The sequence below is a fragment of the Pseudomonas trutticola BRTCR10 genome (genome assembly GCF_056155105.1).
In genome coordinates this window covers 4,222,838-4,247,215 of record NZ_CM149552.1, presented here as the reverse complement: position 1 = coordinate 4,247,215, position 24,378 = coordinate 4,222,838, and the positions used below count along the sequence as shown (strand labels likewise).

General features: G+C 58.1%; 21 protein-coding genes and 4 tRNA genes. 19 read left to right on the top strand and 6 right to left on the bottom strand.

The window, feature by feature from the left end:
- Window positions 1-43: 43 nt before the first annotated feature.
- A complete protein-coding gene (locus ACVVH8_RS19240) occupies window positions 44-286 on the top strand; it encodes a hypothetical protein (protein WP_103305224.1) in 243 nt (80 codons plus the stop codon).
- A 29-nt stretch (window positions 287-315) separates the two neighbouring features.
- Window positions 316-1,065: a TerC family protein gene (locus ACVVH8_RS19235; RefSeq protein WP_103305225.1), complete on the top strand. Its 750-nt coding sequence runs from the start codon at window positions 316-318 to the stop codon at window positions 1,063-1,065.
- A 241-nt stretch (window positions 1,066-1,306) separates the two neighbouring features.
- Here the strand turns inward: ACVVH8_RS19235 and ACVVH8_RS19230 are convergent, their stop codons facing one another.
- Window positions 1,307-1,474 (bottom strand): hypothetical protein, encoded by a 168-nt coding sequence (locus ACVVH8_RS19230; protein WP_177431430.1) that lies wholly within the window; start codon window positions 1,472-1,474, stop codon window positions 1,307-1,309.
- 233 nt (window positions 1,475-1,707) lie between these two features.
- Between ACVVH8_RS19230 and ACVVH8_RS19225 the strand changes: the two genes are divergently transcribed.
- The 3 genes from ACVVH8_RS19225 (at window position 1,708) to ACVVH8_RS19215 (ending at window position 2,891) form a co-directional block, all read left to right on the top strand.
- Window positions 1,708-2,379 (top strand): peptidase C39 family protein, encoded by a 672-nt coding sequence (locus tag ACVVH8_RS19225; protein WP_475225650.1) that lies wholly within the window; start codon window positions 1,708-1,710, stop codon window positions 2,377-2,379.
- An 89-nt stretch (window positions 2,380-2,468) separates the two neighbouring features.
- Window positions 2,469-2,675: a DUF6021 family protein gene (locus ACVVH8_RS19220; RefSeq protein ID WP_212809581.1), complete on the top strand. Its 207-nt coding sequence runs from the start codon at window positions 2,469-2,471 to the stop codon at window positions 2,673-2,675.
- A 12-nt stretch (window positions 2,676-2,687) separates the two neighbouring features.
- Entirely contained in the window at window positions 2,688-2,891 is a 204-nt protein-coding gene (locus ACVVH8_RS19215; protein WP_103305228.1) for a hypothetical protein, read from the top strand.
- Between the two features lie 52 nt (window positions 2,892-2,943).
- On the opposite strand, the gene pbpG is transcribed toward ACVVH8_RS19215, so the two are convergent.
- Both pbpG and folD read right to left on the bottom strand, forming a co-directional pair.
- Complete coding sequence (gene pbpG, locus ACVVH8_RS19210; RefSeq protein ID WP_103305229.1) at window positions 2,944-3,882, bottom strand: D-alanyl-D-alanine endopeptidase; 939 nt, start codon at window positions 3,880-3,882, stop codon at window positions 2,944-2,946.
- A 230-nt stretch (window positions 3,883-4,112) separates the two neighbouring features.
- The gene (gene folD / locus ACVVH8_RS19205; RefSeq protein WP_064389226.1) at window positions 4,113-4,967 is read right to left on the bottom strand and encodes a bifunctional methylenetetrahydrofolate dehydrogenase/methenyltetrahydrofolate cyclohydrolase FolD; all 855 of its coding nucleotides are present in this window, start codon (window positions 4,965-4,967) and stop codon (window positions 4,113-4,115) included.
- 275 nt (window positions 4,968-5,242) lie between these two features.
- Between folD and ACVVH8_RS19200 the strand changes: the two genes are divergently transcribed.
- The 10 genes from ACVVH8_RS19200 (at window position 5,243) to ACVVH8_RS19155 (ending at window position 14,639) form a co-directional block, all read left to right on the top strand.
- Window positions 5,243-5,319 (top strand) — tRNA-Arg (locus ACVVH8_RS19200).
- A gap of 32 nt (window positions 5,320-5,351) precedes the next feature.
- Window positions 5,352-5,427: transfer RNA gene (locus ACVVH8_RS19195), tRNA-His, on the top strand.
- Window positions 5,428-5,485: 58 nt separating this feature from the next.
- Window positions 5,486-5,570: transfer RNA gene (locus ACVVH8_RS19190), tRNA-Leu, on the top strand.
- 76 nt (window positions 5,571-5,646) lie between these two features.
- A tRNA-His gene (locus ACVVH8_RS19185) sits at window positions 5,647-5,722 on the top strand.
- A 402-nt stretch (window positions 5,723-6,124) separates the two neighbouring features.
- Window positions 6,125-7,435: a trigger factor gene (gene tig, locus ACVVH8_RS19180; protein WP_103305231.1), complete on the top strand. Its 1,311-nt coding sequence runs from the start codon at window positions 6,125-6,127 to the stop codon at window positions 7,433-7,435.
- A gap of 92 nt (window positions 7,436-7,527) precedes the next feature.
- The gene (clpP, locus tag ACVVH8_RS19175) at window positions 7,528-8,163 is read left to right on the top strand and encodes an ATP-dependent Clp endopeptidase proteolytic subunit ClpP (RefSeq protein ID WP_007951559.1); all 636 of its coding nucleotides are present in this window, start codon (window positions 7,528-7,530) and stop codon (window positions 8,161-8,163) included.
- A 112-nt stretch (window positions 8,164-8,275) separates the two neighbouring features.
- Complete coding sequence (gene clpX / locus ACVVH8_RS19170) at window positions 8,276-9,559, top strand: ATP-dependent Clp protease ATP-binding subunit ClpX (RefSeq protein WP_016775335.1); 1,284 nt, start codon at window positions 8,276-8,278, stop codon at window positions 9,557-9,559.
- A gap of 163 nt (window positions 9,560-9,722) precedes the next feature.
- Complete coding sequence (lon, locus tag ACVVH8_RS19165; RefSeq protein ID WP_007917325.1) at window positions 9,723-12,119, top strand: endopeptidase La; 2,397 nt, start codon at window positions 9,723-9,725, stop codon at window positions 12,117-12,119.
- A 148-nt stretch (window positions 12,120-12,267) separates the two neighbouring features.
- Window positions 12,268-12,540 (top strand): HU family DNA-binding protein, encoded by a 273-nt coding sequence (locus tag ACVVH8_RS19160; protein WP_003183171.1) that lies wholly within the window; start codon window positions 12,268-12,270, stop codon window positions 12,538-12,540.
- A gap of 227 nt (window positions 12,541-12,767) precedes the next feature.
- Window positions 12,768-14,639: a SurA N-terminal domain-containing protein gene (locus ACVVH8_RS19155; protein ID WP_475225647.1), complete on the top strand. Its 1,872-nt coding sequence runs from the start codon at window positions 12,768-12,770 to the stop codon at window positions 14,637-14,639.
- A 679-nt stretch (window positions 14,640-15,318) separates the two neighbouring features.
- Here the strand turns inward: ACVVH8_RS19155 and ACVVH8_RS19150 are convergent.
- The gene (locus ACVVH8_RS19150; RefSeq protein WP_475225644.1) at window positions 15,319-16,524 is read right to left on the bottom strand and encodes an MFS transporter; all 1,206 of its coding nucleotides are present in this window, start codon (window positions 16,522-16,524) and stop codon (window positions 15,319-15,321) included.
- A gap of 118 nt (window positions 16,525-16,642) precedes the next feature.
- On the opposite strand from ACVVH8_RS19150, the gene ACVVH8_RS19145 reads away from it, so the two are divergent.
- Both ACVVH8_RS19145 and ACVVH8_RS19140 read left to right on the top strand, forming a co-directional pair.
- Complete coding sequence (locus ACVVH8_RS19145) at window positions 16,643-17,542, top strand: LysR family transcriptional regulator (protein WP_475225641.1); 900 nt, start codon at window positions 16,643-16,645, stop codon at window positions 17,540-17,542.
- Window positions 17,543-17,634: 92 nt separating this feature from the next.
- A complete protein-coding gene (locus tag ACVVH8_RS19140) occupies window positions 17,635-18,480 on the top strand; it encodes a DUF2242 domain-containing protein (protein WP_212809572.1) in 846 nt (281 codons plus the stop codon).
- A gap of 378 nt (window positions 18,481-18,858) precedes the next feature.
- On the opposite strand, the gene ACVVH8_RS19135 is transcribed toward ACVVH8_RS19140, so the two are convergent.
- Together ACVVH8_RS19135 and ACVVH8_RS19130 are read right to left on the bottom strand one after the other, a co-directional pair.
- The gene (locus ACVVH8_RS19135) at window positions 18,859-19,899 is read right to left on the bottom strand and encodes an AraC family transcriptional regulator (protein ID WP_475225638.1); all 1,041 of its coding nucleotides are present in this window, start codon (window positions 19,897-19,899) and stop codon (window positions 18,859-18,861) included.
- 3 nt (window positions 19,900-19,902) lie between these two features.
- Complete coding sequence (locus ACVVH8_RS19130) at window positions 19,903-21,030, bottom strand: carbon-nitrogen hydrolase family protein (RefSeq protein ID WP_475225635.1); 1,128 nt, start codon at window positions 21,028-21,030, stop codon at window positions 19,903-19,905.
- Window positions 21,031-21,238: 208 nt separating this feature from the next.
- Between ACVVH8_RS19130 and ACVVH8_RS19125 the strand changes: the two genes are divergently transcribed.
- Both ACVVH8_RS19125 and ACVVH8_RS19120 read left to right on the top strand, forming a co-directional pair.
- Window positions 21,239-23,278 carry an oxidoreductase gene (locus ACVVH8_RS19125; RefSeq protein ID WP_475225632.1) on the top strand — a complete coding sequence of 680 codons (2,040 nt, stop codon included), beginning with the start codon at window positions 21,239-21,241 and terminating at the stop codon, window positions 23,276-23,278.
- A gap of 145 nt (window positions 23,279-23,423) precedes the next feature.
- On the top strand, window positions 23,424-24,350 hold the full coding sequence (locus ACVVH8_RS19120) for a 1-aminocyclopropane-1-carboxylate deaminase/D-cysteine desulfhydrase (protein ID WP_475225629.1): 927 nt from the start codon (window positions 23,424-23,426) through the stop codon (window positions 24,348-24,350).
- The last annotated feature ends 28 nt before the right edge of the window (window positions 24,351-24,378 follow it).

Sequence of the window (24,378 nt, the reverse complement as noted above, 5' to 3'; positions counted from 1 at the left end):
ACGGCCGGTCTGTGACCCTGTCTGTTCATTCGAAGGAAGCCCCATGAAATACACACTCCCAGCGTTGTTGTTTACGTCTTTACTGGTTCTGACCGGTTGCGATCAGGCCGAGAAAAGCGCCCAGCAGTTGATGGGCAAAGCCGCCGAAAGTGCCAAACAGGCCATCGACGACACCCACAAAGCTGCCGAGCAAGCGCTCAGCGACGCCACCGGCGGGCTGATCGAGAAAAAAGAAACCCCGGAAAAAGATTCGGAAAAATCCGAATCTTCCTCCAAGACCATCTAATTCGTCTTACACAGAGTCAGGACTGACCCATGGAATATCTGTTAGAACTCGCCGCCAGCCCCACCGCCTGGGTTGCTTTGGCCACACTGGTGGTGATGGAGATCGTGCTCGGCATCGATAACCTGATCTTTATCTCGATCCTGACCAACAAGCTGCCCGAACAGCACCGGCAGAAAGCGCGCCGCATCGGTATTGGCATGGCGTTGATCCTGCGACTGGCGCTGTTGAGCACCATCGCATTCATCGTGCAGTTGACTGCGCCGGTGATCGAAATCCTTGGCCAGGCCTTCTCCTGGAAGGACATGATCCTGATTGCCGGTGGTCTGTTCCTGGTGTGGAAGGCAACGACGGAAATCCATCACAGCATGGATCCGGCGCCGGAAGATCCGAAGTCGGCCACGTCGACGGTGACCCTGGGCTTCGCGGCCGCTATCGGCCAGATCCTGATGCTCGACATGGTGTTCTCGATCGACAGCATCATTACCGCGGTCGGCATGACCGAACATTTGCCGATCATGATCATCGCGGTGGTGGTCTCGGTGCTGGTGATGTTGCTGGCGGCTGACCCGCTGGCCAAGTTCATCAACGACAACCCGACGGTGGTGATGCTGGCCCTGGGCTTCCTGATCATGATCGGCATGACGCTGATCGCCGAAGGCTTCGGTGCCCACGTACCGAAAGGTTATGTGTATGCCGCGATGGCGTTCTCGGCGGCGATTGAAGTGTTGAACATGATGTCGCGCCGGGCTCGGCAGAAGAAAGTGGCTGAGCAGGTGTAAACGCTGAAAATGCAAAAACCGCCTGAGCTATTGAAGTTCAGGCGGTTTTTTTTTCTCAGGAGTTGTGCTGCGCATCGGAGCCAACCCCTCACCCCAGCCCTCTCCCCAGGGAGAGGGAGCCGATCCTTTGTTGTTTTCAAACCTGAGTTCGACTCGATATTTCAGGTCGATGTACTTCGGATGAGCAACCCGGTCAACTCCCTCTCCTTCTGGCAGAGGGCTAGGGTGAGGGGCTATCGCTTCAGTGCGCAGTCGCGTGGCGAACGCGTTGCTTTTCAACTTTTTCAATGGGCGTGGTGTGAACCGGAGGGTGATGACGCCGCGCAATCCGCAACACCCCCCAAAGCATGGCGGCGGCAACAGCCAGCCAGCCGGCAATCAACATTACGATGGTCATGGTCAGGCTCATCAGTGCCTCCTCTTCGCCCTGCATCGGGCGCACACTTTTCAATTCGCTCTGTTTCAGTGACAGTCTAGTCAACGCCGTGTTTCAGGCTATTGACCAAAGGTCGGTGGTGACCAATCAGTTCGCTCTATGCAATCGATGCGTCTACGGTTTAGAGCTATACCGCAGCCGTTCGCGGCCCTATGATCGCTGGCGTTGCCGGAACACGATGACCGGTGTCTGAACAGAGAGTGACGATGGTCCAGGTATTTTCTCGAATGCGTGCGGCGTTGCTGGTCGCTGGCTGCGTGGCGGTGTTGGCCGGGTGTGCGGGCAGTGTGGCGCCAGAGGTCAAGCGCCTGCCGGAGCGGGTCGAGCTCAGTGGCACGTTCTATAGGGGTGAGGCCAACCATTCCGGGCCGCAGGTGCTCGCCAGCCTGTTGTCGCAGCAAGGGATCGTGATCACCCCGGGGCTGCTGGAGAAACCACTGCACCTGCCCGGTGCCGAAGACAAGCTGCAAGAGAACATGCAGAACCTTGCCCGGGAATACGGCATGGTTGTCTATCCGCTGGACAAGAATCTGCCAGCCTTGCTGACACAGGTCGCCGCCGGGTATCCGGTGATGGTGCGCTTTAGCGAAGGCTCGGCATTCTGGGCCGAACCGCGTTACGCAATTCTTTCAGGCTACGACCGCAACAAACAGAAAGTGCTCCTTCGTGCCGGTATGAATCGCCGCGAATTGATGGGGTTCAGTGCCTTCGAGTCGGCTTTCGAAAAGTCTGGCGGGTGGGCCATCCTGATCCAGAAGCCCTCGCAGATCCCGGCAGCCGTTGATAGTCAGCGATGGCTGAAAGCGGCCGATGAGTTGTCCCGTGCCGGTCAGGAACCGGAAGCGGCGCAGGCGCGCAAGGCGCTGGCTGCGCACTGACGTTCCGTTCGTCATTTGCCGGGCACGACTGCGCCCGGCAAGCCTCCTACGCTTATAGCCCGTTGTTCGCGGGTGAATCAGGAGGCGACATGACAGATTCCCCATCTCCGCAAGGCCCGCATTCTTCCGAGCATTCCTCAGGCGATGATCTCGGATTCGACCCGGACTCCCCGGATCTCGATGATCCGCAAGTCGATCCTGTGGGGCCCGCCAAGGCGCCCAAGGATGTACAGCCCGGTGAGGACAACAAGAAACCGTCCAAACCCTACGATCCGTTAGCCAATCTCAAACCTTGAGGTGAGGTGCGTATGAGTACCGATTCAAGCTTCGATGACCAAAAGCCCGATAGTGTGCCGACCACGCCGGAAGAGGGCGTCGATCCGGTGCTGGACCCGGACAGTCCGATGCGCGATCCATTGGCTCGGCCTCTGGTAGCACCAGGGCTTGCGCCGGATCCGAGCAAGGGCGATGGCATTCCTGATGACGACAAGATGCCACTGCCCAACGACTGATTACAGACGAAAAAAAGCCCCGAAGATTCGGGGCTTTTTCTTATGCTGCGATTTACTTGGACGCTTCAACCACGCCGCTCTGGCGCGCCTTGAGGTTTTTCTCGGCTTTGTATTGCTGAGCCACCGCCGGAACACTGGCGCTCTTGCCGGTTTCCATCCAGCTGCGAATGCGGCTGGCATCGGCAAAATGCGTGTACTTGCCAAACGCGTCGAGAATCACCAGCGCAACCGGACGGTTGCCCATCTTAGTCACCAATACCAGGCAATGGCCGGCGGGATTGGTGAAGCCGGTTTTGGTGATCTTGATATCCCAGTCGGCCTTGTTGACCAAGTGATCGGTATTGCGAAAACCCAGGGTGTAATTGGGTTTGCGGAAAGAAACAGTTTTTTCCTTGGTGGTGGTTAGTTCGCTGAGGATCGGATATTTGCTCGCGGCCACCAGCAACTTGCTCAGATCGCGGGCAGTGGAAACGTTGCGCTCCGACAGACCGGTCGGCTCGACGTAGTGGGTGTTGGTCATGCCCAGTGCCCTGGCCTTGGCGTTCATCGCCGCGATAAAGGCGACATATCCACCCGGGTAATGATGCGCGAGGCTGGCGGCCGCACGGTTTTCCGAGGACATCAGGGCAATCAGCAGCATCTCGCGGCGCGGCAGCTCACTCTTGAGTTTGACTCGGGAAAACACGCCCTTCATTTCCGGCGTGTGGCTGATATCGACATCGATCCATTCGTCCATGTTCTGTCGGGCTTCAACCACTACCAATCCAGTCATCAGCTTACTGACGGAAGCGATCGGCACGATCACGTCAGGGTTGCTGGAGTAGATGACTTTGTTGGTCTGCATATCCATGAGCAGGGCGCTGCCGGAAGCGATCTTCAATGTCGAAGCGTCACGTGGGGCAGCGGTGGTTTCCGCAGCGTTGATCGTTGGCGTGATGAATGTGCCTGTAAAAGCAAAAAACAGGCTCAGAATCGAAAGACGAATTTTCACGCTGGCAAACTCATAAAGGTTGGATATTCCGTTAGTTTGTAACGGGTTATTTCTTAAAACCGGCGCATTTTAGGAGTATGGCTGAAGAACTGTCGATGGTTGTTTGGAAGACCTGAAAATCTCGTGAAAAGGCCTGAAAAAAGAGGGGTTTCCGGCGAACGGTTAGTGTTTTTTCTCAGGCATGAAAAACCCCGCACGGGGCGGGGTTTCGGTACTGCGAAAAATACGGTTTAAGCGTGCAGGGTTTCCGCTGCATAAAGCGTATTTTCCAGCAGGCAGGCGCGGGTCATCGGGCCTACACCGCCCGGAACCGGAGTAATCCAGCCGGCGCGCGGCAGGGCGGTTTCGTAGACAACGTCACCGACCAGTTTGCCGTCGTCCTGACGGTTGATACCGACGTCGATGACGATCGCGCCTTCCTTGATCCACTCGCCTTTGACCAGCCCCGGCTTGCCGGCGGCCACGACCACCAGGTCAGCACGGCCGACGTGGCCAGCCAGATCCTTGGTGAAGCGGTGGGTCACGGTCACGGTGCAACCGGCCAGCAGCAGCTCCATCGCCATCGGGCGACCGACGATGTTGGACGCGCCGACAACGACGGCGTCCATGCCATAAAGATCAGCACCCGTGCTTTCCAGCAAGGTCATGATGCCTTTAGGCGTGCACGGGCGTAGCAGCGGAATGCGCTGGGCCAGGCGACCGACGTTATAAGGATGGAAACCGTCAACGTCTTTGTCCGGGCGGATGCGCTCCAGCAGTTTGGAAGCGTCCAGGTGCTCGGGCAGCGGCAGCTGAAGCAGGATGCCGTCGATCGCCGGGTCGTCATTGAGACGATCGATCAGATCGGTCAGCGCCTGCTGAGTGGTTTCAGAGGGCAGGTCGTAGGCTTGAGAGAGGAAGCCGACCTCTTCACAGTCTTTACGCTTGTGCGAGACATAAACCTGAGAGGCAGGATCGCTGCCGACCAGGATCACCGCGAGGCCGGGAGTGCGCAGGCCTTGCTGGCGACGCTCGGCAACTCGTTGGGCGATCTGCTGGCGCAGGCTGGCGGCGATCGATTTGCCGTCGATTAGTTGTGCAGTCATTGCGCGTGATTAACCATCGAGAGGGGAAAAAAAGAGAACGCATTCTCGCATGTCGAGCGGTGAGGGCAAAGGCGCTTGGTCAGCAAATTCCCCTAACTCCTTTAATTAAATGAATTTTTTTCAAAAATGATTTGACGACCTTCGGAGCGCTCTATACTATTCGTCGCACTTGTCGGGCACAGCCTAGCACTGGTTAAGAAGGTGAAGCGGAATCAAGGTTCTGCAACACTGGAAAGCACTTAGTTTGTAGTCCTTTAAGAGTACAGATTAATAAGGCGCCCGTAGCTCAGCTGGATAGAGCATCCGCCTTCTAAGCGGATGGTCGCAGGTTCGAGTCCTGCCGGGTGCGCCATTAGGCAGCTTTGGCACAAGTAGCGTTATATGGTGGGCGTAGCTCAGTTGGTAGAGCACGGGATTGTGACTCCCGTTGTCGTGGGTTCGATCCCCATCGTCCACCCCATATTTCGAAAGGCGCCAGATGTAACAGTCTGGCGCCTTTGCTTTAAAAAGCTTCATCCGCGGATGTGGTGGAATTGGTAGACACACTGGATTTAGGTTCCAGCGCCGCGAGGCGTAAGAGTTCGAGTCTCTTCATCCGCACCAATTAAAGCTTCATCCATGTCTTCGGGCTGGTGAGGTTCAACAAAGAAGTTGTTTGGCTTTTTTGTTACGCAATATGGTGGGCGTAGCTCAGTTGGTAGAGCACGGGATTGTGACTCCCGTTGTCGTGGGTTCGATCCCCATCGTCCACCCCATATTTCGAAAGGCGCCAGATTTAACAGTCTGGCGCCTTTTTTGTTTTTGCGGTTTCAAAAACTGGCGCTTGCCGGTTTTCGGTCGCAGGGGCAGGGCGCTTCGTCGTATTTATGTTGCTCGATGATGCTGCACTGCTCGCCGGGCTTGCTTGCAAGAGCGGCCGTCAAGGAGTGATGGGCAGTCCCTTCTATATATAGAAGAGGTCGGCGCAGAGCCTTGGCGTGATTGGTTGTATTCGCCTGTGGGACGCGCTGCATCTGTGCATCTATCCCTATAAATTGCCCGCTGTTTTTTTACCCGTTTTCAGTAGGGTGACTTCTTGAGTTTGACCCACTAGAATGCATGCCCTTGATTCTGGGGTCGGAAACGGCCGGCTAACGTCTGTGCAACGAGGAATATCCATGCAAGTTTCTGTTGAAAATACTACTGCTCTCGAGCGCCGCATGAGCGTCACCGTGCCGGCAGAGCGCATCGAGACTCAGGTCAACAAGCGTCTGCAGCAGACTGCCCAAAAGGCCAAGATTGCTGGCTTCCGTCCAGGCAAAGTGCCAATGAGCGAAATCAAGCGCCGTTTCGGTGCTGATGCTCGTCAGGAAGCTGTTGGTGATGTCATCCAGTCCTCCTTCTATGAAGCAGTGGTTGAGCAAAAGCTGAACCCGGCAGGTTCGCCATCGATCGAGCCTAAGTCGCTCGAAGCTGGCAAGGATCTGGAATACGTTGCTGTATTCGAAGTGTTCCCTGAGTTCACCGTTGCCGGCTTCGAAGGCATCACCGTTGAGCGCCTGAGCGCTGACGTGGCTGACGCTGATCTGGACAAGATGCTCGACATCCTGCGCAAGCAGAACACCCGTTTCGAAGTGGCCGATCGCGCTGCCCAGAACGAAGACCAACTGAACATCGATTTCGTTGGCAAGGTTGACGGCGAAGCATTCGCTGGCGGCTCCGCCAAGGGCACTCAGCTGGTGCTGGGTTCCGGCCGCATGATCCCGGGCTTCGAAGAAGGTCTGGTAGGTGCTAAAGCTGGCGAAGAACGCGTTCTGAACCTGACTTTCCCTGAGGACTATCAGAACCTGGACCTGGCTGGCAAAACCGCCGAGTTCACCGTCACTGTAAACACCGTTTCCGAGCCAAAACTGCCTGAGCTGAACGAAGAGTTCTTCGCTCAATTCGGCATCAAGGAAAGCGGCATCGACGGTTTCCGCACCGAAGTTCGCAAGAACATGGAGCGTGAACTGCGTCAGGCGATCAAATCCAAGGTCAAGAATCAGGTAATGGACGGTCTGCTGGCCACCAACCCGATCGAAGTGCCTAAGGCTCTGCTGTCCAACGAAGTTGACCGTCTGCGCGTGCAGGCTGTTCAGCAGTTCGGTGGCAACATCAAGCCTGATCAACTGCCGGCCGAGCTGTTCGAAGAGCAAGCCAAGCGTCGCGTAGTGCTGGGTCTGATCGTGGCTGAAGTGGTCAAGCAGTTCGACCTGAAGCCTGACGAAGCCCGCGTTCGCGAAATGATTCAGGAAATGGCTTCGGCTTACCAGGAGCCTGAGCAGGTCGTGTCGTGGTACTACAAAAACGAGCAACAACTGAACGAAGTGCGTTCGGTTGTGCTGGAAGAACAAGTTGTGGATACTGTTCTGCAGAAAGCTAGCGTGACCGACAAATCGGTCTCTTACGAAGAAGCGGTCAAGCCGGTAGAAGCTCCAAAAGCCGACTGATTGTTTTTGCGTTAAGAAGTACACACATAAGCCAGCCTTCGAGCTGGCTTATGCGTATTCAAGACATAACTATTTGGGAGTGACTGCAGAGCATGTTCCGTAATTCGTATATTCAGCAGAACTCTGATATCCAGGCCGCAGGCGGCCTGGTCCCGATGGTTGTCGAGCAATCTGCTCGTGGCGAACGCGCCTATGACATCTACTCGCGCCTGCTCAAGGAGCGAGTGATCTTTCTGGTTGGTCCGGTAGAGGACTACATGGCCAACCTGATCTGCGCGCAACTGCTGTTCCTTGAAGCGGAAAACCCGGACAAGGACATCCATCTCTATATCAACTCCCCGGGCGGTTCGGTGACTGCAGGCATGTCGATCTACGACACCATGCAGTTCATCAAACCCAACGTATCAACCACTTGCATCGGCCAGGCCTGCAGCATGGGCGCATTCCTGCTGACCGCAGGTGCTCCAGGCAAGCGTTTCTGCCTGCCTAACTCGCGTGTGATGATTCACCAGCCTTTGGGCGGTTTCCAGGGCCAGGCGTCGGACATCGAAATCCACGCCAAGGAAATCCTCTTCATTCGCGAGCGTCTGAACACGCTGATGGCCAAACACAGCGGTCGCACTCTGGAAGAAATCGAGCGCGATACCAACCGCGACAACTTCATGAGTGCGGAAGCTGCGAAGGAATACGGCTTGATCGACGAAGTGATCAACCAGCGCCCAGCTTAAAATAAGCAGCTCAAAATAGGCTTGGTCGGCTGGTCTGATCAGCGGCGGGCTTGAAAAAGCCCGCAATAGCCTTCATCTTGTGTTGCAAGCCTATCGGATTTGGATCGAACGAATGACTGACACCCGCAACGGCGAGGACAACGGCAAGCTGCTCTATTGCTCCTTCTGTGGCAAAAGCCAGCATGAAGTGCGCAAATTGATTGCCGGCCCCTCGGTCTTTATCTGCGACGAGTGCGTCGACCTGTGCAATGACATCATCCGCGAGGAGGTGCAGGAAGCCCAGGCCGAAAGCAGCGCGCATAAATTGCCTTCGCCTAAAGAAATTAGCGGCATCCTTGATCAGTATGTGATTGGTCAGGAGCGTGCGAAAAAGGTTTTGGCCGTAGCGGTGTACAACCACTACAAGCGCCTGAACCAGCGTGACAAAAAGGCTGACGACGTCGAACTCGGCAAGAGCAACATCCTGCTGATCGGCCCGACAGGCTCCGGTAAAACCCTGCTGGCCGAAACACTGGCCCGCCTGCTGAACGTTCCGTTCACCATCGCTGACGCAACCACCCTCACCGAGGCGGGTTACGTAGGTGAAGATGTCGAGAACATCATTCAGAAACTGCTGCAGAAGTGCGATTACGACGTAGAAAAAGCCCAGATGGGTATTGTCTACATCGACGAAATCGACAAGATTTCCCGCAAGTCCGATAACCCGTCGATCACCCGCGATGTTTCCGGTGAAGGCGTGCAGCAGGCCTTGCTCAAGTTGATCGAAGGCACGGTCGCTTCCGTTCCGCCGCAAGGTGGTCGCAAGCATCCGCAGCAGGAATTCCTGCAGGTCGACACTCGTAACATCCTGTTCATCTGCGGTGGTGCTTTCTCGGGTCTCGAGAAGGTTATCCAGAACCGTTCCACCAAAGGTGGCATCGGCTTCAACGCGGAAGTGCGCAGCAAGGAAGAAGGCAAGAAAGTCGGCGAATCCCTGCGTGAAGTCGAGCCTGACGATCTGGTCAAGTTCGGTCTGATCCCTGAGTTTGTCGGTCGTCTGCCAGTCCTCGCGACGCTGGACGAGCTGGATGAGGCTGCGTTGATGCAGATCCTCACCGAGCCGAAAAATGCTCTGACCAAACAGTATGCCAAGCTGTTCGAGATGGAAGGCGTGGATCTGGAATTCCGTTCCGACGCACTGAAATCTGTCGCCAAGCGTGCTCTGGAGCGTAAAACCGGTGCCCGTGGGTTGCGCTCGATTCTCGAAGGTGTGCTGCTCGACACGATGTACGAAATCCCCTCGCAGTCCGAGGTGAGTAAAGTCGTGATCGACGAGAGTGTGATCGAAGGCAAGTCCAAGCCACTGTATATCTACGAAAACAGTGAGCCGACGGCCAAGGCAGCGCCGGACGCGTAAGCGTCCACCGCGTCGCAACAAAGAAGGGGCCTTCGGGCCTCTTTTTTTTTATGTCGTTTTTTACATCCGCTTTGCGCTTGTTTTTTTTCAAGGCAGCCCCCATCTTGGTTTCAAGCTTAATTCCATCTGATTACGGCCATATGGCCGCCGTAGAGGCGAAATCATGAAGACAACCATCGAATTGCCTCTCCTGCCATTGCGTGATGTCGTGGTTTATCCGCACATGGTTATCCCGCTGTTCGTGGGGCGCGAGAAATCCATCGAAGCCCTCGAGGCAGCGATGACGGGCGACAAGCAGATCCTGCTGCTGGCCCAGAGAAACCCGGCTGACGATGATCCCGGTGAAGACGCTCTCTATCGCGTAGGTACCATCGCCACTGTTCTACAGCTGCTCAAGCTGCCTGACGGCACCGTCAAGGTTCTGGTCGAGGGTGAGCAGCGCGGCACCGTCGAGCGCTTCAGCGAAGTCGACGGCCACTGCCGTGCCGAGGTCTCGCTGATCGAAGAAGTCGACGCCGCCGAGCGCGAATCCGAAGTGTTCGTGCGCACGCTGCTGTCGCAGTTCGAACAATATGTACAGTTGGGCAAGAAAGTCCCGGCTGAAGTCCTGTCTTCGCTCAACAGCATCGATGAGCCGGGCCGCCTGGTCGACACCATGGCTGCGCACATGGCGTTGAAGATCGAGCAGAAGCAGGAAATCCTCGAAATCATCGATTTGTCTGCCCGGGTCGAGCACGTTCTGGCGTTGCTGGATGCCGAGATCGATCTGCTGCAAGTCGAAAAACGTATTCGTGGTCGCGTCAAAAAACAAATGGAGCGCAGTCAGCGCGAGTACTACCTGAACGAGCAGATGAAGGCCATTCAGAAAGAACTCGGCGACAGCGACGAAGGCCACAACGAAATCGAAGACCTGAAAAAGCGTATCGACGCTGCCGGTCTGCCGAAAGACGCGTTGGCCAAGGCCACTGCCGAGCTGAACAAGCTCAAGCAAATGTCGCCGATGTCCGCTGAGGCCACCGTGGTGCGCTCGTACATCGACTGGCTGGTGCAGGTGCCTTGGAAGGCCCAGAGCAAGGTACGTCTGGACCTGGCGCGCGCTGAAGACATTCTCGATGCCGATCACTACGGCCTCGAAGAGGTCAAGGAACGTATCCTTGAATACCTCGCCGTACAAAAACGCGTGAAGAAAATCCGTGGTCCGGTGTTGTGCCTGGTCGGTCCTCCGGGCGTGGGTAAAACCTCGCTGGCAGAGTCGATTGCCCACGCCACCAACCGTAAATTCGTGCGCATGGCCTTGGGTGGCGTACGTGATGAAGCGGAAATTCGTGGTCATCGCCGGACTTACATCGGTTCGATGCCGGGAAGATTGATTCAAAAGATGACAAAGGTTGGCGTACGCAACCCGCTGTTCCTGCTCGATGAAATCGACAAGATGGGTAGCGACATGCGTGGCGATCCGGCGTCGGCGTTGCTGGAAGTGCTCGATCCCGAGCAAAACCACAACTTCAACGATCACTATCTTGAAGTCGATTACGACCTGTCGGATGTGATGTTCCTCTGCACCTCGAACTCGATGAACATCCCGCCGGCGCTGCTCGACCGGATGGAAGTGATCCGTCTGCCGGGCTACACCGAAGACGAGAAAATCAACATCGCAGTCAAATACCTGTCGCCGAAACAGATTGCCGCCAATGGTCTGAAGAAGGGCGAGCTGGAATTCGACGCAGAAGCGATCCGCGACATCATTCGTTACTACACCCGTGAAGCGGGTGTGCGTGGCCTTGAACGTCAGATCGCCAAGGTCTGCCGCAAGGCTGTGAAAGAGCACGCGCTGGAAAAACGCTTCTCGGTGAAAGTGACAGCTGATCTGCTGGAGCATTTCCTCGGTGTGCGCAAATTCCGCTACGGTCTGGCTGAGCAACAAGATCAGATCGGTCAGGTGACCGGGCTTGCCTGGACTCAGGTTGGGGGCGAACTGCTGACCATCGAAGCGGCGGTCGTACCGGGCAAGGGACAGTTGATCAAGACCGGTTCGCTGGGTGATGTGATGGTCGAATCGATCACTGCGGCCCTGACCGTGGTGCGCAGCCGTGCGAAGAGCCTGGGTATTCCTCTGGACTTCCACGAGAAGCGCGACACGCACATTCACATGCCGGAAGGGGCGACGCCGAAAGACGGTCCTAGCGCCGGTGTGGGCATGTGCACGGCGCTGGTGTCGGCATTGACCGGCATCCCGGTGCGCGCCGATGTTGCCATGACCGGTGAAATCACTCTGCGTGGTCAGGTGCTGGCAATTGGTGGTTTGAAGGAAAAACTGCTAGCGGCCCACCGCGGTGGAATCAAGATTGTGATTATTCCGGAAGAGAACGTGCGCGATCTGAAGGAGATTCCTGACAATATCAAGCAGGATCTGCAGATTAAGCCGGTTAAATGGATTGACGAGGTCCTGCAAATTGCGCTGCAATACGCGCCGGAGCCCTTGCCGGATGTGGCTCCGGAGATAGTTGCCAAGGACGAAAAACGCGAGTCTGACTCTAAGGAAAGAATTAGCACGCATTAATACGTTTTTGCCTGGGTGGCTTCCTTGACAGCTTTTTAGAGCCCTTGTTATAAAGCGGCTCTTAAGTGTCTGTAGGCCATTCAGCACTCGTTTTTGCTTTCACCAAAAAACTTAGAATCATCTCAAAATAGATATAAGGGGACTTAGAGTGAACAAGTCGGAACTGATTGATGCTATCGCTGCATCCGCTGATATCCCGAAAGCTGCTGCTGGCCGTGCGCTGGACGCTGTAATCGAATCCGTCACTGGCGCTCTGAAGGCTGGCGACTCCGTTGTTCTGGTTGGTTTCGGTACTTTCTCCGTGACTGACCGTCCGGCTCGTACCGGTCGTAACCCTCAGACCGGCAAGACTCTGGAAATCCCGGCTGCCAAGAAGCCAGGTTTCAAAGCCGGTAAAGCATTGAAAGAAGCTGTTAACTAAGTTTCAGGTTTTTACCCATCCGGGTCGGGGTCATGCCTGACTTGGCAGCGGAGCGGTAGCGCAGGTCGCTGAAACAGCTGCCTGTAACGCCGGGATCGAGGGTTCGAGCCCTGTCCGCTCCGCCAGTTACGAGAAGGCGCATCCTCGGATGCGCCTTTCTTCTATCCGGATTCTACCCACGCTCCACGGTTGCCTAATTTTGAAGTTCAACCGTTTCTGGGGGACGCATGCTGCAGAATATCAGGGACAATTCACAAGGCTGGATTGCCAAGACCATTATCGGAGCCATCATTTTGCTGATGGCGTTGACCGGTTTCGACGCCATTTTCCAGGCCGCCACTCACAAGAATGAGGCGGCCAAGGTCAACGGTGAAGAAATCAGCCAGAACGAGCTGAGCCAGGCCGTTGATATGCAACGCCGTCAGCTGATGCAACAGTTGGGCAAGGACTTCGATGCTTCTTTGCTTGACGAGAAAATGCTCCGCGAATCGGCCCTCAAGGGGCTGATCGATCGCAAGCTGCTGCTGCAAGGCGCAGAACAATCGAAATTCGCTTTCTCCGAAGGCGCGCTGGATCAAGTGATTCTGCAGACACCTGAATTCCAGGTCGACGGCAAGTTCAGCTCCGAGCGTTTCGACCAGGTGATCCGTCAACTGGGTTACAGCCGTATGCAGTTCCGCCAGATGCTGGCTCAGGAAATGCTGATCGGCCAACTGCGCGCCGGTGTGGCGGGCAGCGGTTTTGTCACTGACGCCGAAGTGATGGCATTCGCCCGTCTGGAAAAACAGACCCGTGATTTCGCTACGCTGAACATCAAGGCTGACCCGGCTGCGGTCAAACTGACCGACGACGAAGTCAAGGCTTACTACGATGAACACGCCAAGGAGTTCATGACTCCGGATCAGGTGATCATCGACTATGTAGAGCTGAAGAAGTCTTCGTTCTTCGATCAGGTCGCCGTCAAGGACGAAGACCTGCAGGCGGCGTATCAAAAAGAGATCGCCAACCTGTCGGAGCAGCGTCGTGCCGCGCACATTCTGATCGAAGTGAACGACAAGATCACCGAAGCTCAGGCCAAAGCGAAGATCGAAGAAGTCCAGGCGCGTCTGGCCAAGGGCGAGAAGTTCGAAGCGCTGGCCAAGGAGTTCTCGCAGGACCCGGGTTCGGCCAACAATGGTGGCGACCTCGGTTATGCCGGTCCTGGCGTCTATGACCCTGCCTTCGAAAAAGCTTTGTACTCTTTGGCCAAAGATCAGGTGTCGGAGCCGGTGCGCACCGACTTCGGTTACCACTTGATCAAACTGTTGGGTGTGGAAGCGCCTGAAGTGCCAACGCTGGCCAGCCTGAAAGACAAGCTGACCCGCGAGTTGAAAGCAGCGCAGGTCGAGCAACGTTTCGTCGAAGCGACCAAGCAACTGGAAGACTCCGCGTTCGAAGCATCTGACCTGGCTCAGCCCGCGGCAGATCTGAAGCTGACCGTGCACACCTCCAAGCCGTTTGGCCGTGAAGGTGGTGAAGGTGTTGCCGCTAACCGTGCCGTGGTCACTGCCGCATTCAGCACTGAAGTGATTGATGAAGGTGCCAACAGCACCGCCATCGAACTGGATCCGGAAACTGTGATTGTGCTGCGCTCCAAAGAGCATCTGAAGCCTGCGCAACTGCCTCTGGAAAGCGTGAGTGCGGCTATCCGTACTCAGCTGACCAAAGAGCACGCCAGTGCTGCTGCCAAGACCAAGGCTGAGAAGCTGATTGCTGATCTGCGCGATGGCAAGGCTCCGCTGGACAAGGCTGTTGAAGGGCTGAACTGGAAAACCACTGAAGCGGCCACTCGTGGTCAGGAAGGGGTTGATCCTGCTGTGTTGCAAGCGCTGTTCCGTATGCCGAAACCGGCTGCCAAGGACAAGCCGACGTTCAGCAGCGTGACTCTGCCGGATGGCAGTCTGATGATCGTGCGTCTGAATGGCGTTAACGAAGCGGCTGCGCCGACGGATGAAGAGAAGGTTCAGTACCGTCGCTTCCTGGCGTCGCGTGAAGGTCAGCAGGACTTTGCGGCGTATCGCAAGCAGTTGGAGAGTCAGGCTGACATCAAGAAGTTCTGATGTTTGACTGAGATTTGATAAGGGAGCCCCGGCCGATTGGTCGGGGCTTTTTTATTGGGCGGGTGATTGTTGGTGGATCCGTTGCTGTGGGTGTGGCTGATTAGGGTTCCGCCCTTACGGCGGGTCACTTTTTCCAGACGCCGAAAAAGTAACCAAAAAGGCTTTACCCTGACGTACGGCCCTCGCTGTGGCTCGGGTTCCTTCGCTCCGGGGTTCATCCGGGGCATCGCCTCCGGTTTGCTTCGCTGCACCTCCTTTCGATGTCCTCCCCGGATGAACCCCTCCGCTCAGCCTGCCGACGGGCCTTTTAAGATCAAGAGCGGTACTCGAGCTAACGCTCATTGTGTTGAGTGGGGCGGCATGCGCCGCGTTTGGAGTCTACGCATTTCTTTGTGGGAGCTGGCTTGCCAGCGATGGCGGGCTGACAGCCGACCAATCTCTGGCTGGTGAACCTGTTTCAAACTGTGGGAGGGGGGCTTGCTTCCGAAGGCAGTGTTACGGCCACTAATTTCTGGCGGGTATTCTCATGCTCTCTAGGAGCTGCCGAAGGCTGCGATCTTTTGACTTTGACGTTGTGATGATCAAAGGATCGTGGCCTGCGGCAGCCCTACACAGGGAATCTCGGCATCGCCGGGGGATATCCGGTCGGGTGTTGCGAGGGTATTTAAACCATTGAGCATTATGCCGCTCGTGGAAATCCATGGTGTCGGGCATTGGTAGCGGCATAGAAGGTCGAGACCAGCAGCACCGCGACGATCAACGGAAAGTGCTCGACCCCCACGCTGTCCAGCAGCAGTCCACCCGCCAGTCCCCCTCCGGCTATGCCGACATTCCACAGCGTGACCAGCATCGACTGGGCGGTGTCGGCGGCGTCCTTCGCGGCTTTCGCTGAAGCGGTTTGCAGCAGCGAGGGCATGGCGCCGAATGCCAGTCCCCACACGGCTGTGGCGATGTAGACCACGCTTGGCGATTCGCGCCAGATGCCCAGGGCGATGGCTGCAAGCATGAAGAGGATTGCGCTGATCAGCACCAGTTCGCGCAGCCAGCGGTCGATCAGGCTGCCGACGATCCACAGGCTCAGTACTGACGCCACGCCGAATGCCAGCAACACCCGGTCGATTTCACCGCCCAATCCTGACGGTTGCAGGAATGGCGCGATGTAGGTGTACAGAAGATTGTGTGCAACCACGTAGGACAGGGTTACGAACAGCACCGGCCGCACGCCTGGCAGGGTGAAGACCTGACGCAGTGGCAGGCGTTTGCCGGCACGCTCGCCTGGGAAGTCTGGCACTTGCAAGCGTACCCAGATCACCAGCAGCACGGTCAATGCGGTCATGATTGCGAAGCTCAGACGCCAGCCAATCAGGGTGCCGAGCAGGGTGCCGGCGGGGATTCCCAGGGACAGTGCAATCGGTGCGCCGAGCATGGCCACGGTGATCGCGCGACCTTGCAGGTGTGGGGCGACCATTCGGCTTGCGTATCCGGCGAGCAGGGCCCAGAGCAGGCCGGCAAACACGCCGGCGATGAACCGTGCAGTCAGGGTCAGCCAGTACAGCTCAGACACGGCGGTAATGCTGTTGGCAATGGCAAAGCCGCCGATGGCGGACAGCAGCAGTGGTCGGCGACGCCAGCCGCGAGTGGCGATGGTCAGCGGTATGGCGGCGACGATCGAGCCGATGGCGTAGAGCGTGACCAGTTGCCCGATCAGCGCTTGAGAGACACTCAGGCCACTGCTCATTTGTGGCAACAGGCCGGCCGGCATGGCTTCGGTCATTACTGTGATGAAACCGGCGGTCGCCAGCGCCAGTAACGCGGCGAGCGGTAAGCGTTCGGCGGTTGCGGGTGGATTATCGAGCGTAGTGCAGGTGAGTGGTGTGTCGTTCATGAGCCAGCATCCCTGTGCAGAGTTGACGAGGGACACAGGGTAGAGCGCTGCGCATTGGCGAAAAACAGGTTATGGTTCCGAACATATCGGACATGGATGTCGTCAATGGAGGGTTGGTATGGATAGCCTGGGCAGTATTTCGGTGTTTGTTCAGGTCGCCGAAACGCGCAGTTTTACTGAGGCTGGCCGGTTGCAAGGGGTGTCGTCTTCGGCGGTGGGTAAAAGCATTGCGCGACTTGAGGCGCGGCTGAACGTACGGCTGTTTCATCGCACCACACGCAGTGTCACGCTGACCAGCGAGGGCGCACTGTTTCTCGAGCGTTGCCGCAAGATCCTCGCCGAGGTCGAGGCGGCTGAGTTCGAGCTGTGCGATGCCGCTTCGCAGCCCCACGGCAAGTTGCGGATCAGCCTGCCGCAGGTGCATGGGCTGGTGATGCCGGTCATGAACGAATTCATGACGCAGTATCCACAGATCGAACTGGATCTGGATCTGACCGATCGCATGGTCGACGTGGTGGAGGAGGGTTTCGATGCCGTCATCCGTACCGGCAAACCGCGTGATTCACGGCTGATGGCACGACCGTTGGGCGAGTTTCATATGGTGTTGGTGGCCAGCCCGGCTTATTTGCGGCAACGCGGTGTGCCACAAACCCCCACCGAGCTGGCGACTCACGCGTGTTTACGCCACACCTTCCATGCCACCGGCAAACTGGAGCCGTGGCCCTTGCGTAGAGAACCCTTCACCGCAGAGCCGATATTGCCGGCGCGGCTGGTCAGCACGTCCATTGAGGCCGTTGCCCACGCGGCATTCGCCGGCATGGGCATTGCCTGCCTGCCGGATTTCATGACCCATGAAGCCGTCGCGCAGGGACGCCTGCAGCGGGTGCTGGACGCGTATCTGGAGCACACCGGGCAGTTTTGGGTCTTGTGGCCGTCGAGCCGCCATGCCACCGCCAAATTGCGGGTTTTCATCGATCATTTATCGAGGCGACTTTTTCCCGACGCCGAAGGTCGATAGAGTTGTAACCGTTTTAAGACACTAATCCATACGCCGCGGGGTCACGATCTGTTGCACAATACGCCCCGGACTGTTTTCCCTCAGGATGTTCAATGTTGATTTCCACTCCCATGCGTGTTGTCGGGTTGGCGCTGTTGTTGACCGCTGTTGCCGGCTGTTCGAAAGACAAGCCGATGTATGAGCATGAAAACTTCGATGACTCCGGTACGTTCTCGCGCAATTATCCGGTGACCGACACCGCCAGTTGCGAAGCGGCACGTCGCGCGTTGCTCAGCCAGGGCTACATCATCACCAGCAGCGACCCTAAACTGGTCAGCGGCCACAAGAGCTTCCAGCAGACCGGCGAAACGCACCTGGAAATCAGTTTCAACGTGGTCTGTGCCGAAGATGCCAGTGGCAAGCATCACGCCACGGTGTTCGCCAACGCCCTGCAGGATCGCTACGCACTGAAGAAGACCAACAATTCGGCCAGCCTGGGTGTCGGTGTGCTCGGCTCGGTGTCGATGCCGATTGGCTCGTCGGATGATTCGATGGTCAAGGTCGCCAGCGAAACAGTGACGGCGCAGAAGTTCTACGAGCGTTTCTTTACTCTGGTCGAGCAGTTCCTGCCGGCAGAGACGAAGAAGGCAGCGCACATCGAAGAGAAACCCAAGACCGACCTGGGCGTACCTGAGCCGAAAGCGGCTCCGGCGAATCTGGCGCCGGCTGCTGAAACCGCTCCTGCACCGGCAGCCCCGGCCGTGACCGCACCAGCTCCCGTCGAGACCGCCCCGGTCAGTTCCGAACCGGTTGCGCCGCCAGTGGACGCTACGCCGATCACTCCGGCACCAAGCGCAGAACCTGCGCCGACCACGGAAACCATCACGCCACCGGCTAATCCGACGAACATCCCACCGCCGTCCGAGCCGATTCCGGCGTTGCCTGCCAACGGCCAATAAGCTAACGCCGGGCACCCTCCTGTGGGAGCGGGCTTGCTCGCGAAAGCGTCGGCACATCCGACATCGATGTGACTGATCAACCGCTTTCGCGAACAAGCCCGCTCCCACAGTGGTTTCAGGTCTTCTTGAAAAATCCCATGATAAATTCCTGACCGCCTGCTACGTTTTATCCATGAAGGTCGTGTTTCACTTTTCCTTCACACAGGCGCGATATGCTCGGGACACAAACGAAGAGAGCAGTAGGGGATTACACAATGGACGACTATCAAGAAGAACTGCTCGAATACCAGGCCTTTGAGCTGGACCCGCCAGAGCCTGCGGAAGACGCGACCGAGCTTTGATCTTTTGCCTGCAGCTAGCCGCTAGTAACTCGCAGCTTCACGCTGTTTTGCGATGACTGCGGCGGAATTCACCAGGCGTCTGGCTGCTCCAGCGCTTGAACGCTCGCTGGAACGCTTCGGCTGAAGCAAACCCCAGCAGGTAAGCGATCTCGCCGAACGCCAGTTCTGTGTCGCGGATGTAGGTCATCGCCAGATCACGCCGAGTGTCATTGAGGATCGCGCGAAACTGTGTGCCTTCCTCGGCCAGTTTGCGCCGCAAGGTCCAGGTCGGCAGCTTCAGGCGTGCCGCCACTTCTTCCAGATCCGGTTCCCGCCCACCGTTGAGCAACGGCCCGAGCAATTGCGTGATGCGTTCGCGCAGGCTGCGGGTGCGGGTCAGTTGTTCCAGTTCCCGTTCACATAGTTGCAGCAAGTGCCGCCAGGTACTCGGGCAGTGCTCGGGGTTGCGCTGGGCGAGGCTGCTCAGGCTCAGGCGCAATTGGTTACGTTCGGCGCCGAACTGAATCGGGTTATCTCCCAGGGTTGCATAGGCATCGCGATAATCCGGTTCATCGAATTCGATGTCGATGCGCTCGGCGCGCAATGGTTCGCGACCGACGCTGGATAACTGGTGCAGCCAGCCAGCGATGATCGAGTCCACCACAAAGCGGTTGTAGGCGTTGTACGGGCTGATCGAATAGAAGCGCAACCACGCACCGTCGGCGTCTTCGTGGAAACTCGACTGGCCACGATAATTGGAACCGTACAACGGCTCGAAACGGATCAGGCAACGGGCTGCTTCACGTACGGTCGGCGCCTGCGCGGCGGTCACACCGGCCAGTCCCGCCTGGCTCAGGCGACTGAGCTGGCCCATGCGCAGGCCCAATGCCGGATCGTCGGTCAGTTGAATCGCGCTATGGCCCAGACGCATATAACGCGGAATCGACAGCCGTGCTCCGGCCTCGGCCAGACGAGCGGCATCCAGACCGTATTGCTCAAGCAGCGGCTGGGGATCGGCACCATGACTGCGCACGGCATCGGCGAGGCTATGCACGAAGCCCACCGACAGATCCCCGAGGCGCATCGGTAGCGGCTTCATCATTTACAACCAGATATTCAGCAAACGGGCGCCACGGGCTTCGCCATCGGCGAACTGCTGACCGTTGCTGCTGAGAAAACTTTGACCTGAGCTCGACAGGTCCCAGAACTGCCCGCGCAGAAACACGCTCATGCCGGCAATGGCCCGGCTGCTGGGCGGTTGCGCGGTCAGGGTCAGGCGATGCCATGCCTGACCTTCGCTGACCTCTCCGGGCTTGAGGCTGATCGAACTCGGTGTGCTTGAACCCTTGTAGCCACGCCACGGCTTGTCCCACGTGCCATGGCCGAACACCTGCGCCGGCACCGCAACCAATTGCGCGCCTTGCTCGTCGAGTTTGCGATAGTTGTCCGGATACCAGCTGTCGCTGCCGATCAGCACGCCGAGGCGCCCGGCCGGGGTGTCGACGACGTTGATTGTCTGTTCACCGGCCTGAATCACATCACGCTGATCGAACACCGAATGCATCTGCCGTTGCGGTTGGCCGAGGGGCACACCGTCGCGACCGAATACCACGCTGCTGTTATAGAGCGCACCGCTGCCGGGTTTTAGCTGACCATCACGGATACTGGGCTCGGGCAGCACGATCGAGCCGGCTACCAGCGTCACCTGAAATTCCTTGGCCAGACCACCGAACAGGGCCTGGTAATCCTTGGCCATGGAGCGCGACTTCATGCGCAGGTGCGCGTCGTTGACGCGGTCGCTGCCCTTGGCGCTGAGCCAGGCGCGGGCGAATAACAGAGGATTGCTCGCCGCCAGCCAGTTCATCGCTTCGGCGAGGTTCGGCGCCTGATACAGCTCGTCTTTCTCGCCGCTGAGCATCAGCCAGGTGCCGATATTCTCCGGCAGCACTACGACGGTCTTGTCGTTCACTAGGCCCTGATCCTGCGCTTGCTGCAGATAGGCCGCGAGTTTGCGGTGCAGGCGCTCGGGGCTCTGATAATCGGTAGGGAACAGTTCGGGCTGGATGCCCAGCAGATTGCCACGGTCGGCCGGTGTGCCTTGGTCGACCGCCAGTTTGATGCGCAAGTCCGACAGGTAATGGCCCAGGGGCCGGTCCGCCGCCCACATGGCGTAGGTGGTCAGGGCGGCCACGATGGCCATGGAGAAAAACAGGTACAGAAGTTTGCGCATGAAAACCAACAACAGCCGGGTACAGAGTGTGGCGACTAGGGTAGGGCCCATGGCGCTGGTTGCCAAGGGGTGCTGCGCATTTTGATCATTAACTTGTCAGTTACGGTCATTGAGTGACAGCGATGCGACTCTTAGTCTGTCGAACATGACTGACGGGGGACGCAGAGCTCCCGCAATTTTTCCGTGATCGCTCGTTGTGGAGTTACCGATGACCGCCGCTCATTACCCGCACCTGTTGGCCCCGCTGGACCTGGGATTCACCACGCTGCGCAACCGCACCCTGATGGGCTCGATGCACACTGGTCTTGAAGAGAAACCGGGCGGCTTCGAGCGCATGGCGGCGTACTTTGCCGAACGCGCCCGTGGCGGCGTCGGCCTGATGGTGACTGGCGGTATCGGCCCGAACGATGAGGGCGGCGTGTATTCCGGCGCGGCCAAGCTGACTACCGAGGAAGAAGCGCTCAAGCACCGCATCGTCACCCGCGCGGTGCATGAAGCGGGCGGCAAGATTTGTATGCAGATCCTCCACGCCGGACGTTATGCCTACAGCCCGAAACAAGTTGCGCCAAGTGCGATTCAGGCGCCGATCAACCCGTTCAAGCCCAAAGAGCTGGACGAGGAAGGTATCGAAAAGCAGATCAGCGATTTCGTCACCTGTTCGGTACTGGCGCAGACCGCCGAGTACGACGGCGTCGAGATCATGGGTTCGGAAGGTTATTTCATTAACCAGTTCCTCGCCGCGCACACCAACCACCGCACCGACCGTTGGGGCGGCAGCTACGAAAACCGTATGCGCCTGCCGGTGGAAATCGTGCGTCGCGTCCGCGAAGCGGTCGGCCCGAATTTCATCATCATCTTCCGTCTGTCGATGCTCGATCTGGTCGAGGGCGGCAGCACCTGGGACGAGATCGTCACCCTGGCCAAAGCCATCGAGCAGGCAGGCGCGACCATCATCAACACCGGTATCGGCTGGCACGAGGCGCGGATCCCGACCATCGCCACCAAAGTGCCGCGTGCGGCATTCAGCAAGGTCACGGCCAAGCTGCGCGGTTCGGTGAACATTCCGCTGATCACCACCAACCGCATCAACACCCCGGAAATCGCCGAGCAGATTCTGGCCGAGGGCGATGCCGATATGGTTTCGATGGCGCGGCCGTTCCTCGCCGACCCGGACTTCGTCAACAAGGCTGCCGAAGGCCGTGCCGACGAAATCAATACGTGCATCGGCTGCAACCAGGCGTGCCTCGACCACACCTTCGGCGGCAAGCTCACCAGTTGCCTGGTCAACCCGCGTGCCTGCCACGAAACCGAGCTTAACTATTTGCCGGTGCAGCAGATCAAGAAAATCGCCGTGGTCGGTGCCGGCCCTGCCGGGTTGTCCGCCGCCACCGTGGCGGCCGAGCGCGGCCATCAGGTGACCTTGTTCGATTCGGCCAGTGAGATTGGCGGCCAGTTCAACATCGCCAAGCGTGTGCCGGGCAAAGAGGAATTTTTTGAAACCCTGCGTTACTTCAAACGCAAGTTGCAGACCACCCATGTCGAGGTGTGCCTGAACACCCGCGTCGATGTGGCGAAACTGGTGGAAGGCGGTTACGACGAGATCATCCTCGCCACCGGTATTGCGCCGCGTGTGCCGGCGATTCCGGGCGTCGAGAATGCCAAGGTATTGAGCTATCTCGACGTGATCCTTGAGCGCAAGCCGGTCGGCAAGCGTGTCGCGGTGATTGGCGCTGGCGGTATCGGTTTCGACGTGTCGGAATTCCTTGTCCATCAAGGTGTGGCCACCAGCCAGGATCGCGCCGCGTTCTGGAAGGAGTGGGGCATCGACACTCACCTTGAGGCACGGGGTGGTGTCGCCGGGATCAAACCTGAGCCACATGCACCGGCCCGCGAAGTGTTCCTGTTGCAGCGCAAGAAAACCAAGGTCGGCGACGGTCTGGGCAAGACCACCGGCTGGATTCATCGCACAGGTCTGAAGAACAAGCAGGTGCAGATGCTCAACAGCGTTGAATACCTGAGCATCGACGACGAAGGCCTGCACATCCGCATTGGTGAAACCGGTGAGCCGCAGGTGTTGGCGGTGGACAACATCGTGATCTGCGCGGGCCAGGATCCGTTGCGTGAGCTGCACGACGGGCTGGTGGAGGCCGGGCAGAACGTGCACCTGATCGGCGGTGCGGATGTCGCGGCCGAGCTGGATGCCAAACGGGCGATCAACCAGGGCTCGCGTCTGGCGGCCGAACTCTGATTTCCCAGGCCTAGCGTGCCAATGGCTATCGCGAGCAGGCTCACTCCTACAGGTGGACGCATTTCAAATGCAGGAGTGAGCCTGCTCGCGATGGCTGCTTATGAGCGACTAGAATGCTGGCTCTGTCTAGATCGAATCGCCGCTCATGTTTTTGCCTCCCTCCGATTGGCTACACCAAGCCCCCCTCGAACCACTTCATCTGGACTGGCTCACTGCCGCCAATGTTGAAGTGGCGATCCTGCGCCTGGATCAGATCGATCCGCTGATCAGCGGCAACAAGTGGTTCAAGCTCACCGAGCATCTCAAGGCTGCCGAACGGGCCGGTGCCGAAGGCATCATCAGCCTCGGCGGCGCGCACTCCAATCATCTGCATGCGCTAGCGGCGGCGGGCAAACGGCTGGGCTTCAAAACGGTCGGGCTGTTGCGTGGGCACGCGCAGGAAACACCCACGGTGAGTGATTTACAGGCGTTCGGCATGCAGTTGCATTGGCTGGGTTACGGCGGTTATCGGGCGCGGCATGAACCGGGGTTCTGGGCACCGTGGCAGGCGCAATATCCGACGCTGTTTGCGGTGCCGGAGGGCGGTGGTGGATTGCCTGGGGCGTTGGGCTGCGCGGCGCTGAAGCTTCAGGTGGACGCGCAATTGGCGAATCTCGGCTGGAGCGATTACCACGGATGGTGGCTCGCATGTGGCACCGGAACCACTTTGGCGGGGCTGGTGCTGGCGGAGGCGGGTGCGCATCCGGTGTATGGCGCGCTGGCGGTGCCGGAGGATCATGGGGTGGCGCCTCAGATCAAGGCAGTCCTCCACGAAGCTGGAATGGCCAATACAGGGTATGAATTGATTGATGCCAGTCGTGGCGGTTTTGCCAGGGTCGATGCTGGGCTGCTTGAGTTTATCGACCGTAGCCAGCAGGCGAGCGGTATGCTGCTGGAGCCGCTTTACACCGGCAAGGCGTTGCTGGCGCTAAAGAGCCACGTCGAGGCGGGTAGATTTGCCAGCGGCACTCGGCTGATTTTCGTGCATACCGGCGGATTGCAGGGGCGACGGGGATTCGACCGCGTCCCCTGATTGCAGCGTATCTCTGTCATGAGGGGAT